12 protein-coding genes are annotated in these 12,268 nt (G+C 60.9%); 7 read left to right on the top strand and 5 right to left on the bottom strand.

All coding sequences use genetic code 11. The features are described 5' to 3' along the window. Nucleotides 1–131: 131 nt before the first annotated feature. From ACKXGA_RS10670 to ACKXGA_RS10660, 3 genes are read right to left on the bottom strand one after another with little or no spacing between them, the layout of a single operon-like run. The gene (locus ACKXGA_RS10670) at nucleotides 132–293 is read right to left on the bottom strand and encodes a hypothetical protein (protein ID WP_181966885.1); all 162 of its coding nucleotides are present in this window, start codon (nucleotides 291–293) and stop codon (nucleotides 132–134) included. 4 nt (nucleotides 294–297) lie between these two features. Next, on the bottom strand, nucleotides 298–1,062 hold the full coding sequence (locus ACKXGA_RS10665; RefSeq protein WP_423729476.1) for a hypothetical protein: 765 nt from the start codon (nucleotides 1,060–1,062) through the stop codon (nucleotides 298–300). Between the two features lie 8 nt (nucleotides 1,063–1,070). Continuing rightward, nucleotides 1,071–1,793 (bottom strand): lysophospholipid acyltransferase family protein, encoded by a 723-nt coding sequence (locus tag ACKXGA_RS10660; RefSeq protein WP_186851026.1) that lies wholly within the window; start codon nucleotides 1,791–1,793, stop codon nucleotides 1,071–1,073. 195 nt (nucleotides 1,794–1,988) lie between these two features. Here ACKXGA_RS10660 and ACKXGA_RS10655 point away from each other — a divergent pair, with 195 nt between their 5' ends. The 7 genes from ACKXGA_RS10655 (at nucleotide 1,989) to ACKXGA_RS10625 (ending at nucleotide 9,887) form a co-directional block, all read left to right on the top strand. Beyond that, nucleotides 1,989–2,825, top strand: a complete 837-nt coding sequence (locus tag ACKXGA_RS10655) for a DUF624 domain-containing protein (protein WP_423729475.1) — start codon at nucleotides 1,989–1,991, stop codon at nucleotides 2,823–2,825. Nucleotides 2,826–2,864: 39 nt separating this feature from the next. Further along, nucleotides 2,865–4,238, top strand: a complete 1,374-nt coding sequence (locus ACKXGA_RS10650; protein WP_223384657.1) for a hypothetical protein — start codon at nucleotides 2,865–2,867, stop codon at nucleotides 4,236–4,238. A 57-nt stretch (nucleotides 4,239–4,295) separates the two neighbouring features. Further along, nucleotides 4,296–4,904 carry an AAA family ATPase gene (locus ACKXGA_RS10645; protein WP_097769755.1) on the top strand — a complete coding sequence of 203 codons (609 nt, stop codon included), beginning with the start codon at nucleotides 4,296–4,298 and terminating at the stop codon, nucleotides 4,902–4,904. A gap of 186 nt (nucleotides 4,905–5,090) precedes the next feature. Further along, nucleotides 5,091–6,443: an MATE family efflux transporter gene (locus ACKXGA_RS10640; RefSeq protein ID WP_423730404.1), complete on the top strand. Its 1,353-nt coding sequence runs from the start codon at nucleotides 5,091–5,093 to the stop codon at nucleotides 6,441–6,443. 45 nt (nucleotides 6,444–6,488) lie between these two features. Further along, nucleotides 6,489–7,196: an HdeD family acid-resistance protein gene (locus ACKXGA_RS10635; RefSeq protein WP_423729474.1), complete on the top strand. Its 708-nt coding sequence runs from the start codon at nucleotides 6,489–6,491 to the stop codon at nucleotides 7,194–7,196. Between the two features lie 195 nt (nucleotides 7,197–7,391). Beyond that, on the top strand, nucleotides 7,392–8,804 hold the full coding sequence (locus ACKXGA_RS10630) for an NAD(P)/FAD-dependent oxidoreductase (RefSeq protein ID WP_097769758.1): 1,413 nt from the start codon (nucleotides 7,392–7,394) through the stop codon (nucleotides 8,802–8,804). Nucleotides 8,805–9,086: 282 nt separating this feature from the next. Continuing rightward, nucleotides 9,087–9,887 carry a MurR/RpiR family transcriptional regulator gene (locus tag ACKXGA_RS10625; protein WP_423729473.1) on the top strand — a complete coding sequence of 267 codons (801 nt, stop codon included), beginning with the start codon at nucleotides 9,087–9,089 and terminating at the stop codon, nucleotides 9,885–9,887. Nucleotides 9,888–9,940: 53 nt separating this feature from the next. Here ACKXGA_RS10625 and ACKXGA_RS10620 read toward each other — a convergent pair whose 3' ends face one another. Both ACKXGA_RS10620 and ACKXGA_RS10615 read right to left on the bottom strand, forming a co-directional pair. Next, nucleotides 9,941–11,146, bottom strand: coding sequence for a MalY/PatB family protein (locus tag ACKXGA_RS10620; RefSeq protein ID WP_005928475.1), 1,206 nt, complete (start codon nucleotides 11,144–11,146; stop codon nucleotides 9,941–9,943). Between the two features lie 177 nt (nucleotides 11,147–11,323). Beyond that, on the bottom strand, nucleotides 11,324–12,268 hold the full coding sequence (locus ACKXGA_RS10615) for a transketolase family protein (RefSeq protein WP_097772995.1): 945 nt from the start codon (nucleotides 12,266–12,268) through the stop codon (nucleotides 11,324–11,326).

Here is a 12,268-nt window from a genome sequence, read left to right as displayed (position 1 = left end):
ACTGGATTAGTATACCATAACTCGGACACAGAAACAACAAAGGGCGCAGGGTTTCAGGGTGGATAACTTTTCAACTAGCACCTGCAAGAAGCGAATAGAATTGAAGAGGTGCCGCCCGTGGCAGCACCTCTTCAGCGTTTCAGATCTTCCCGGCTTCGCGCCGTTCCATAGTATCTCCCATAGGGGTTTTCCAGCTCAGCGGCACGGGGCGGAACCGGCACAGCAGGTGGTTCCGGCACGGGAGCCGGGCGGCGGGGCGCGCCTTTTTCCCGGCGCAGGATACGGAACCGCATCGGCTCACCCCTCCGCTTCCACGGTGGAGACTGCCCCGGCGGTCAGTGCCTGCCAGAGCTCCTCGCCGCCCGCAAGGTTCTCCTCGGTGCCGGTGTTCCAGGCCCCGCGCATCCCGACATAGAAATCCGCGAGACAGGCCTGGCTGTCGCCGCCCCGGGCGTGGGTCGTGTCGACCCGGTACTCGCCCAGGTCAAGCCCGGTCAGCACCGGGCAGTCCGTCCAGCGGTAGACCATGTTCCACCAGTCGCTGTCGCTTCCGGCTTCGGGCAGGGTGCCGTCCAGATACCGCAGAGCACCGGTGCTCTCCTGAAAGCCCGCCGGGTCATACAGCAGGAACACCGAACTCAGGCCGCCCGCCACATCTGTGGCCAGTTTGGTGGTGCCCGCCATGGTCAGGTAGGCATCGCTCTCGGTCTGGGTATCCCCGGCAGAATAATCCAGCGTGTAGACATTCAGAGTCACGACCGTTTTGCCGTCGCCGTTCAGGTCCTCGCCGTACCGGGCCAGCTGCTCCTGCAGGGCGGTCACGGTGTCATCCGGCAGGTAGTAGGGGGCCACCACTGCCACATTATAATCGGGCTTGGTGGTAAAGAAATACTGCCCGATGAAGCTGTACGCCACAAAAGCCGCTGCAATGCCGATCAGGAGGACCCACTTGAGGTTATAATCCCACCAGTTGGCCCAGCGCTCTTTGCGGGTATACTGTTTTTCCGCCCGCGGGGTAAGGTCTGCGGGGTCGATATCCCGCTCGTAACGATAGCTTGCCATAGTTCTCCTTACAGTTGGGCCAGAATGGTCTGGCGCACGGCATCGGGCAGCTGCTTCTGTTCAGCCTTGCTCATGCCTGCGGTCTGGATGGCGGGCAGGATGCGCACCCGGATATCGCCGGGCGTGGCCCGCAGGCCGTGGCCCTCAAACAGGTCCCGCGCGCCGGAGATGGCCACCGGTACCACGGGCACCCCCGTCTTGATGGCAATGCGGAAGGCACCGGCCTTGAACTCGCCCGCGCCGCCCTCTTCGCCCTTGTAGCGGGTGCCCTCGGGGAAGATGACGAAGCTCCGGCCGCTCTCCACGATGGCAGTGGCATCGTTCAGGGCCTTGACGGAAGCGCGGATGTCATCCCGCTTGACGAACACACAGCCCAGCAGCTTCATCCAGCGGTTGAGCAGGGGGATCTTTTCCAGCTCCTCCTTTGCCAGAATGCCGTGGGGCGCGTCCAGCGCGGTCAGCAGGATGGGGATATCATAGTAGCTGCGGTGGTTGCCCACGAACACGCAGGGCCCCGCCGGGATATTCTCCTGCCCTTCCACCGTCATCCGGGCCCCCGTGACATGCAGGATGCCCCGGCTCCAGCGGGGGATATTGGCCTTGACGATCTGCTCCACCGTGTCCAGATCCCCGGCAGCCAGGGCACGCTCGGCCCGGCGCAGGGTGGCATAGTGCACGATCATATAGCCAAACAGATAAACGAATAACGCAATGGTGCGTAAAATGCTCAAATTCCTTTCCTCCTTCCGGCCCAAAAGGCCAGTATCATTGTAACATACTTTGGGACAAAATGGGAGAGAACACACTTTTTTTACAAATACGTGCTTTTTAGCTTGCAAAATCCACAAAATCCGGGTATATTTATAAGCAGAAAGGTAGCACAATGGCATTGCTGCCCATTACAAAAGAGAGGTATTCCGGAACAAATGGGTTTATTTCCTTCTTCTAAAGATTTCAAGGACGGGCCGGGCGTTGAAAAGGACACGCCCCGCAAAACGGGCGTAGGCCGCTTTTTTGAGCTGGTGGGCCGCGATATGAGCGGCATGTTCCTTGCAAACCTGCTCACCTGCATCGGCTTTCTGCCGGTGATCTGCCTGGTGTACATCGGCTTCCTGATGAACAACCTGACCGTGATGATCGTCAGCGCCATTGCGGGCGGCATCCTTGCAGGCCCCGCGCTGGCCGGCGTGTACGACACGGTGCTGCGCGCCCTGCGTGACGAGGCCGGTTACTGGTGGACAACCTACCGCCGGGCCTTCCGGCAGAACTTCAAGGCCAGCATCCTGCCCGGCATTCTGTACTGCGTGGTCGTCACGGTGCAGATCTTCCTGGTCTATTTCTGCTTCAACATGCTGTACCACGGCACCAATGTGGGCGTTCCCATGTGGGTGGCCACGGTGCTGAACCTTGTGCTGTTCCACATGCTGTTTTCCTACATGTGGCCCCAGATCGTGCTGCTGGATCAGCCCCTGCGCCTGACGCTGAAAAACAGCCTGAACTGCATGATCGCGTTCCTGCCCCACGCGCTGGCTGCAGCGCTGGTCACCATCCTGTTCTGGGGTCTGGTGATCCTGTGTATGCCGCTGGGCCTGCTGCTGATGCTGGTGTTCGGCTTCTGGTTCCAGTGCGAGATCTGCTGCCAGATCGTCTACGGCGACCTGAACCGGGTGTTCCACATTGAGGAGAGCATCCAGAAGCTCCACGATGCCCAGCTGGAAAAGGAGCTGCGCGCCGAGCGCGGCCAGGACACCCCCGAAGAATAACACTGCGCCGTCCACAGCGCGCAAAGGAGAGAAGTGCGGATGGAACAACGGAACAATCTGGTGCTGCACGGCACCGAGACCTTCTCCCGGGGCGCACTGGACAATGTGGCGCTGGAAAGCGGCGCGGTGGTGCTGGATTCCTCCGCCGGCCGCTATCTGCCCTACGGCAGCTATACCACCCCGGAGTTCGCCATGCCGGCCTTCTGCAACCTGAATGTCAGCTGGAACGCCAGCGCCCCCCACAACACCATGGTCGAGGTGCGCTGCCGGGTCTATGCCGGGAACACCTGGACCGGCTGGCTCAGCTTTGGCAAGTGGGCACCGGATTACCCCCGCTGCAGCATCAAAGCCCAGAGCGAGGACGGGCTGGTGTTCCTGATGGGGGACACCGTCACCGTTGCCACACCGGGCGGCGGCACCGGCATCCAGCTGCAGGTGAACCTTTCCACCAACGATGACAAGGCCACCCCGGCTGTCCGGCTGCTGGCCGCTGCCGTGCGCCCCCTTGCCTGGGAGAAGCACAACGGCCACCCGCTGAACCGGCGGCTCTACCTGCCGGAATACTGCCTGAGCGCCCACGACCCCAGCTTTGGCCGGGAGATGGACCTTCCCCTTGTGATGGCGGCCCTGATGAACCGCTACGGCGAGGATATCCTGCCCGAAGAAGTTGCCTACGCCATGGAGGACAAAGCCACCAGCTCCACCGGCAATGCCGCCTTTGCGGCTGCTGCGGCGGGCTGCTGCGGCTACCCCTGCTGGCAGGCCTGGATGGATCTGGCCGACCTGCGCGCCCAGATCCACGATGACTGCTCCATCGCAGTCCGGGTGGAGCGCCGCATCCGGGGCCAGCGGGACCCCGTGGGGGTCTGGATGGGCCTGCGGGGCTTCGGGCACGATGATGCCGTTCTGGCGGATTTCGTGCTGCTGAACGACCCCACTGCCGACAGCGACGGTGCCGTGAACTGCACCATGGCGCTGGCGGATTTTATGCGATACTTCACGGGCCGGGCCATTGCCCTGCGGCCCAAGCAGCGGGAAGTGGCCGCCGACCTGCCCAACCGGGTGCGGTGCGACCTGACCCGCGCCGAGGATGGCAGCTATTTCTTTGAGCAGCGGGGCCAGCAGGATCCGCTGCCGGAGGATTTTTCCGGCTGGGCGGCTTATGCCGTCCACGATGGCGTGGCCCACGCCACCACTGCCCACCGCACCTTCCGCCGGATGGAGCGCACGCCCGAGGGCGGGCTGCTCTTCCCGCCCGAACAGCTGGCCGCAGGCGGCCGCTGCAGCGTGTACGCGGTGGACCAGACCGGGCGGATGCGGGTGGCGGAAGTCCGTCTCCCCGCGCCCCCCAAGCCCGCGGCAGAGCCTGCCGCACCCCAACAGGACCCAAGCACCGTGCAGCCCGGCCTCTGAGCCGGCAGCGCAAAGCGCTTTTCGGGATAGAAACCACAACATAGGGAGGAACACATTATGGCAAAAACGATCATCACCATTGGACGTGAGTACTGCACCGGCGGCAACTACATCGCAGAGGATGTTGCAAACGCACTGGGCATCAAGCTCTACGACAAGGAGCTGATCACCATGGCCGCAAAGCATTCGGGCCTCTCGGAGGAAGCCGTAGCCGCCAGCGAAAAACGCCGCACCCACAGCCTGCTGTACAGCCTGTATACCATGGGCAACGAGCTCCCGCTGGGTGATCAGGTGTTCATCCTGCAGAGCCGCATCATCAAACAGCTGGCCGAGGAAGGCCCCTGCGTCATTCTGGGCCGCTGCGGTGACTATGTGCTGCGGGAGCGCAAGGATGTGCTGCGCGTGTTCATCTACGCACCGGTGGAATGGCGGCGTGAGCTGGCCAAGACCGACCCGTTGGTCAAAGCACACGACGAGAAGGGCATCAAGGAAGAGATCGAAAAGACCGACCGCAACCGTGCTGCCTACTACAACTACTACACCCAGAACCGCTGGGGCGATGCCCACAACTATGATCTGGCCATCAACGCCGCCCTGGGCCGCGAGACCTGCGTCAAGATGATCCTGGACGCTGTCGCCGCCAAGGAAAAGACCATGGCTGAGTGATCCCCGCCGGGCCGGACGGCCCAAAAAACAATGCTGCTTCGTGGGTAGGGTGCTTTTGTGCTCTGCCCACGTTTTGGGCAACGGCAACGCCCGCCTGTTCAAGCATAAACCCTCGTCTATCATTCAACGTCAAAAGGAGAAATCGTGGAAAACAAACAGCTCAATCTTTCCGAACCCGAAAATATCATGGGCACCATGGATGTCAACCCGCTGCTGATCAAGCTCAGCATCCCGATGATGATCTCCATGCTGGTGCAGGCACTGTACAACGTGGTGGACTCGATCTTTGTCGCCCGTGTCAGTGAGAACGCCCTGACCGCCGTCTCTCTGGCCTTTTCGCTGCAGAACCTGATGTTCGCCGTGGGCATCGGCACCGGCGTGGGTGTCAACGCCCTGCTCTCCAAGAGCCTGGGCGAAAAGAACCAGTACCGCGCCAATAAGACCGCCGAGAACGGCCTGTTCCTGGCACTGTGCAGCTACCTGGTCTTTCTGGTGCTGGGCCTGACCGTTGTGCGCCCCTACTTCTACGCCCAGACCGCCGATGCCGACATCGCCGAGCAGGGCATCCGCTACCTGACCATCTGCTGCGTGCTCAGCCTGGGCATGTTCATGCAGGTGATGAACGAGAAACTGCTGGCCGCCACCAGCCGCACCACCCTGAGCATGATCAGCCAGCTGGTGGGTGCCGTCGTCAACATCATCCTTGACCCCATCTTCATCTTCGGCTACTGCGGCGAGGCCCTGTCCGGCACCACCGGTGCAGCCTTGGCCACCGTCATCGGCCAGTTCTGCGGCGCAGGGGTCTCCTTTTACCTCAACCTCCGCAAGAACCCCGATATCCAGCTGGATTTCAAGGGCTTCCGCCCCAGCGCCGAAGCCATCAAACGGATCTACGTTGTCGGCCTGCCCAGCATCGCCATGCAGTGCGTGGGCAGCGTGATGACCTTCCTGATGAACCAGATCCTCATGGCCTTTACCGCCACCGCCGTGGCCGTGTTCGGCGTTTACTTCAAGCTGCAGAGCTTCGTGTTCATGCCCATCTTTGGCATGAACAACGGCATGGTGCCCATCATCGGCTACAACTACGGTGCCCGCAAGCCCGACCGCGTCAAAAAGACCATCAAGTGCGCCATGTTCTATGCCGAGGCCATCATGCTGGTCGGCTTCCTGCTGTTCCAGTTCCTGCCCGACAAGCTGCTGGGCCTGTTCTCCGCCAGCGAGGCCATGCTGGCCATCGGCAAGCCTGCCCTGCGCATCATCTGCTTCCACTTCCTGCTGGCCGGCATGAGCATCATCCTGTCCTCCACCTTCCAGGCGCTGGGCAACGGCATGTTCAGCCTGATCATCTCGGTCTGCCGCCAGCTGGTGGTCCTGCTGCCCGCCGCCTGGCTGCTGAGTAAGACCGGCAATGTGAATATGGTGTGGTGGTCCTTCGTCATTGCAGAGCTGGCCAGCGTGACCCTGAGCTTTGTGTTCTTTGCCCGCCTGGACAAAAAGATCATCGAGCCCATGTACGACAACGCTGCCGCTGTACAGTAAACCGTTTCAGAACCTGTCCGACACAAGAAAGGAACGTGACCTTTTATGGCAAAGAAGTTGAAATGGAATCTGATCCTGATGAGCGTGCTCTACCTGGGGCTGGGCATCTTCCTGCTCATGCGGCCCTCCACCGCCCTCAACGTGGTCTGCTACGCCCTGGGCGGCGTGGTGCTGGTGTGCGCCGCCGTTCAGCTGGTGCGCTACTTTGCCGTGGAGCGCGGCATCTTCCAGAGCCAGCTCACCCTCATCTCGGGCATCATCTGCCTGGGCCTGGGCGCGTTCCTGATCCTCCGCAGCGACATCGTGGTGCGCATCCTGCCCATCGTGTTCGGCCTGTTCGTCATCTTCGACAGCCTGGGCCGCATCCAGAACGCTCTGGACCTGCGCCGCTGTGAGTACCCCAGCTGGAAGGGCTTCCTTCTGCTGCCGGTGCTCAGCGTGGTGCTGGGCGTGGTGATGATCCTGAACCCCTTCGGCACCATGGAGACGCTGGTCATGGCCATTGGCATCATCCTCATCATCGAGGGTGCCATCAACCTGCTCAGTGCCCTGTACACCGTGCTGGCCATCCGCCGCTTTGCCAAGCTCCACCCCGAGACCCAGTCCATGCTGGAATCCCTGACCGGTCAGGATCTGAACGGTGACGGCGTGATCGCCCCGGACATCGCCCCTGCCGACGTGGAAGCCTCCGCCGTGGAGCTGGATCATGTGGATGAGAGCGCGGAAGTGGAGCAGGAAGACAGCAACGATTAACGAACTCGCCCTCTCCGTCAGCGCTGACGCGCTGCCACCTCTCCCAAAGGGAGAGGCTTTCGCGATTCCCCGCAAGGTGAGTCGTTCTGCCAGAGGCTCCCCCTTTGGGGGAGCTGGACGCGAAGCGGCCTGAGAGGGCGAGGACGCTGCCAAAAGAGAATATTCTAAATCTGATAGTAAGGGAATTCAAAAACTATGGAAAAATACGATCTGATCATTGTGGGTGCCGGTCCGGCCGGCATCTTCACCGCTGTAGAGCTGCTGCGCCACGGCAGCAAGAAAAAGATCCTGCTGGTGGAAAAGGGCAAGCCGGTGGAAAAGCGCCACTGCCCCAAGGCCGAGCTGGGCCACTGCGTCAACTGCCGCCCCACCTGCGCCATCACCACCGGCTTCTCCGGTGCTGGCGCGTTCTCGGACGGCAAGCTGAGCCTTTCCTATGAGGTGGGCGGCGACCTGCCCACCCTGATCGGCGAGGAGTTCGCACAGGAGCTCATCCATTACACCGATAAGATCTACCTCGAGTTCGGTGCCGACCCCCATGTGGAGGGCATCTACACCGGCGAGGACATCAAGGAGATCCGCAAGAACGCCATCCACGCCGGCCTGAAGCTGGTGGACTGCCCCATCCGTCATCTGGGCACCGAGAAGGCCCAGCAGCTGTATCTGGCCATCCAGAACTATCTGGCCGACAACGGTGTGGAGATGCTGTTCAGCACCGAGTGTGAGAATATCATCCTGGAGAACGAGGAGTGCAAGGGCGTGTTCATCAAGGGACCCAAGGACGAGGAAGCCCATGCTGTTTATGCCGATACCGTGGTCATCGGCACGGGCCGCCGCGGTGCCGACTGGCTGGAGAAGATCTGCGCCGAGCACCACATCGCCCACAAGCCCGGCACCGTTGACATCGGCGTGCGCGTGGAGTGCCGCAACGAGGTCATGGAAAAGGTGAACAAGGTGCTGTACGAGTCCAAACTCATCGGCTACCCCAAGCCCTGGAAGAACAAGGTGCGCACCTTCTGCCAGAACCCCGGCGGCTTTGTGGCTCAGGAGAACTACGACAACGATCTGGCCGTGGTCAATGGCCACAGCTTCAAGGAGAAGAAGAGCGAGAACACCAACCTGGCCATCCTCGTCTCCCACAACTTCACCGAACCCTTCAACCAGCCCATCGCCTACGCCCAGAAGGTGGGTGAGCTGACCAACATGCTGGGCGCGGGCCACATCCTGGTCCAGCGCTACGGCGACATTCTGGACGGCAAGCGCACCTGGCCCAAGGAGCTGGCGCAATCCAACGTCAAGCCCACCCTGAAGGATGCCGTGGCCGGTGATATCACCGCCGCCATGCCTTACCGCGCCATGACCAACATCATCGAGTTCATCAAGATGCTGGATATGGTCGTGCCCGGCTTTGCCGCCAACGAGACTCTGCTCTACAGCCCTGAGCTGAAGTTCTACTCCAACAAGGTCAAGATGGACGAGAACCTCGACACCAACATCCGGGGCCTGCACTGCCTGGGTGACTCCTCCGGCTGGACCCGCGGCCTGATGATGGCCTCCGTCATGGGCGTGCTCATGGGCCGGAAGCTGGCCGAAAAGGAAGGGTGCTGATCACGCCTTCCCTCCCCCCTCAAACACAAAAAGGACTGCTCCGTCGGAGCAGTCCTTTTTTCACTTTCGGCACCATGCATAAGAAAATCGCTGGATTCATTACGCCGCCCCCAACACACAGGCCGGTTCTGATGCACCCCGCGTCAAAAAATCCCGGTTTATTTTGGAACGATCTGCATTTTCTTGCCAGATTCAATTGATTTTTCACCAAAAAATCGGTATACTATTCCCAGAGTACTGTGCGTTGTGCCCAATGCACAGCGCGCACAGGGAGGTATTGCTATGCACGATTCCCCGGGAAGCGTCGTCACCCAGCTGTGCTCCGGGCTCCAGCTTTACAGCGCCGAACGGCGCATTGCGGACTGCATTCTTGCAGATGTAAAGTGGGCCTCGGTCGCCACCTCTGCGGAGCTTGCAAAGGCCAGCCACTCGTCCGAAGCCACGGTCACCCGGCTGTGCCACAAGCTCGGCTACGCAAATTACCGCAAATTCCAACTGGAGCTTGCGCGGGATGTGCTGGAGCAGCAGGAAACGGAGGCCCGCAAAAGGCCCCCCAATGACCCGCTGCATCAGGCCCTGCTCGATCTTCAGAACAATCGTCAGGAGGAGGTTCAGGCCACCATTCAGGCTTTGAACCTTGTCCAGCTGAGAAAAGTGCTGTCCATTCTGCGGGCGGCAGAGATCATTGAGATCGAAGCCAACGGCAGCAGCCTGCCCGTTGCCATGGATGCTTCGCTCAAGCTGGGCAGTCTGGGCAAGCGCTGCATGATCAGCCCGGTGCCAGAAAAGGCACGGTCTTTCGCTTCGGCACTGACCCCAAAAGATGCCCTGCTGCTCATTTCCAGCGCAGGCCGCTGCGAGGCGCTGGAGACGGCCGCCCGTGCCGCCAAGAAGAACGGCACACCGGTCATCCTCATCACCTGCGACAAGCGCTCGGCGCTGGCAGGCCACGCCAGCTATACCCTGCTGGCCTCCAACCGTATCCAGCGCATTGCCAGCGATATGCTGCCTTCCCAGCTTTCGGCAGCGCTGGTGGTGGAGGTGCTCTACTACCTGCTGTTGGGCAATTTCGATCTGAATTAAGCGCAAAAAAGTCCCGGCCGTTCTGGCCGGGACTTTTTGCTGTGTTTAAGCGATCATGCGTTAAAAACGTACTTATCCATGCGGTGGAACGCCTCCTCGATGCGGGAACGGGGAGAAGCCAGATTCATGCGCAGGTGGCAGGGGCCAAAGAACATGGTGCCGTCCTGGATGGCAGCGCCCACATCCCAGCAGGCGTGCTCCACATCCTCAATGGTCTTGCCGTGGGCCTTGCACCAGTCGGTGCAGTCCACGAACAGCATGTAGGTGCCCTGCGGCTTGGAGACGGTCACGCCCTCGAAATGCTTCTCGATGTAATCACAGGCAAAGTCGATGTTGCCGGTCAGCACCTCGCAGAGCTCGTCGGTCCACTCGTAGCCCTCGGGCTTGTAAGCACCGATCAGGGCGTGCATGGAGAGAACGTTCATCATGTTGTAGTGGCTCAGGCTGGACTCCTTCTCCATGCGGTCACGCCACCAGCTGTTGTAAACGATATGGTAGCTGCCCACCAGACCGGCCAGATTGAAGGTCTTGGAGGGGGCGTAGAAGGCGGCGGTGCGCTGGCGGGCATCCTCGCTCACAGACTGGGTGGGGATGTGCTTGTTTCCGCTCAGGATGATGTCCGACCAGATCTCATCGGAGACCACATACACATCGTACTTCTTGTACAGCTCCATGGCCTTTTCCAGCTCCCAGCGCTCCCACACACGGCCGCAGGGGTTGTGGGGGTTGCACATGATGGCGGCATGGATCTTTTCCTCTTTCAGGTGCTTTTCCATGTCCTCAAAGTCCATCCGCCACACGCCGTTTTCATCCTTGACCAGCGGGCTGTGGACAGCCTCGTAGCCGTTGTTCTTCAGGCTCATGGTGAAGCCGATGTAGGTAGGGCTGTGGATCAGGATCTTGTCGCCCTTGGAGCAGACGCAGTTCAGGGCGCTGATCACGCCGCCCAGCACGCCGTTCTCGTAGCCGATGCACTCCTTGGTCAGGCCCTGCACGCCGTTGCGCTTTGCCTGCCACCGGATGATGGAATCGAAGTATTCATCGGTGGGGTTGAAGTAGCCAAACGCAGGGTGGTTGGTGCGCTCGATGATGGCTTCCTGGATGGTGGGCACGGTGGGGAAATTCATATCGGCCACCCACATGGGGATGGCATCAAAGCCCTCCTTGGGGGCGGCGGGGGCAAAGCCGGTGCCAAGGCCATCCACTGCAATGGCATCCTTGCCGTGGCGGTCCATGATGGAAGTGAAATCGTATTTCATAGCGGTGCTCCTTCTCTCAAAATTTTTATCTGGCCCCACTTTAACACACTTTGCCGCCGGGTGCAAGCAGCCAGCACGTTTCCCCGGATATCGTGCGGAAAAATCACGAATTTTTACGGTAATTGCACGCAAAAAGCCGGTCGGCATACGCCGACCGGCTTTTATTGACTTTCTGGATCAGCCCAGCATCTCGTGAGCGGTCTTGCAGATGGTCGCTGCATCCAGACCGTACAGCTTGAGCAGGTCCCATGCAGGGCCGGAGCAGCCGAACTTGTCCTGCACGCCCACGCGGCGGACAGGGGTGGGCAGCTTCTCGCTCAGGACGGCGCAGACGGCCTCGCCCAGACCGCCGATGACGCTGTGCTCCTCGGCGGTGATGACCTTGCCGCACTCCTTGGCGGCCTTGAGGACGATCTCCTCATCCAGAGGCTTGATGGTGTGGATGTTGATGACCCGGGCGTGGATGCCCTCGGCAGCCAGCTGCTCGGCAGCCAGGCGGGCCTCGTTGACCATCAGACCGGTGGCGATGATGGCAATGTCGCTGCCCTCGGTGATCTGCTCGCCCTTGCCCAGCTCAAAGTGATAGGTAGCCTCATCGTGGAACACAGGCACAGCCAGACGGCCAAAGCGCAGGTAAACAGGGCCCTGCATGGCGTAAGCGGCACGCACAGCGGCGCGGGCTTCCACATCGTCTGCGGGGCAGATCACGGTCATGCCGGGCAGGCTGCGCATCAGGGCAAAGTCCTCGCAGCACTGGTGGGAAGCACCGTCCTCGCCCACAGAGATGCCGCCGTGGGTGGCACCGATCTTGACGTTCAGGCGGGGGTAAGCGATCGAGTTGCGGATCTGCTCAAAGGCACGGCCTGCGGCAAACATGGCAAAGCTGGAAACAAAGGGAACATAACCCATGGTGGCCAGACCTGCGGCCACGCCCATCATGTTGCCCTCGGCAATGCCGCAGTCGAAGTGACGGTCCGGGTACGCCTTACGGAACATGCCGGTCTTGGTGGCGGCAGCCAGGTCAGCGTCCAGCACCACCAGGTCGTCGTGGCCCTCGGCGGCCAGCTCCTTCAGGGTGTTGCCGTAGCTGTCACGGGTAGCGATCTTCTTCACTTCTGCCAT

The organism is Faecalibacterium hominis (ex Afrizal et al. 2022) (assembly GCF_049545105.1).
Classification (GTDB): Bacteria; Bacillota; Clostridia; order Oscillospirales; family Ruminococcaceae; genus Faecalibacterium; species Faecalibacterium duncaniae.
This window is presented reverse-complemented; position numbering and strand designations above follow the sequence as displayed.

Bases quoted from the DNA above. Each gene is read 5' to 3' on its own strand.
- ACKXGA_RS10670 (WP_181966885.1), bottom strand. From the start codon at position 293: ATGCGGTTCCGTATCCTGCGCCGGGAAAAAGGCGCGCCCCGCCGCCCG.
- ACKXGA_RS10665 (WP_423729476.1), bottom strand. From the start codon at position 1,062: ATGGCAAGCTATCGTTACGAGCGGGATATCGACCCCGCAGACCTTACC.
- ACKXGA_RS10655 (WP_423729475.1), top strand. From the start codon at position 1,989: ATGGGTTTATTTCCTTCTTCTAAAGATTTCAAGGACGGGCCGGGCGTT.
- ACKXGA_RS10650 (WP_223384657.1), top strand. From the start codon at position 2,865: ATGGAACAACGGAACAATCTGGTGCTGCACGGCACCGAGACCTTCTCC.
- ACKXGA_RS10645 (WP_097769755.1), top strand. From the start codon at position 4,296: ATGGCAAAAACGATCATCACCATTGGACGTGAGTACTGCACCGGCGGC.
- ACKXGA_RS10640 (WP_423730404.1), top strand. From the start codon at position 5,091: ATGGGCACCATGGATGTCAACCCGCTGCTGATCAAGCTCAGCATCCCG.
- ACKXGA_RS10635 (WP_423729474.1), top strand. From the start codon at position 6,489: ATGGCAAAGAAGTTGAAATGGAATCTGATCCTGATGAGCGTGCTCTAC.
- ACKXGA_RS10630 (WP_097769758.1), top strand. From the start codon at position 7,392: ATGGAAAAATACGATCTGATCATTGTGGGTGCCGGTCCGGCCGGCATC.
- ACKXGA_RS10625 (WP_423729473.1), top strand. From the start codon at position 9,087: ATGCACGATTCCCCGGGAAGCGTCGTCACCCAGCTGTGCTCCGGGCTC.
- ACKXGA_RS10620 (WP_005928475.1), bottom strand. From the start codon at position 11,146: ATGAAATACGATTTCACTTCCATCATGGACCGCCACGGCAAGGATGCC.
- ACKXGA_RS10615 (WP_097772995.1), bottom strand. From the start codon at position 12,268: ATGGCAGAAGTGAAGAAGATCGCTACCCGTGACAGCTACGGCAACACC.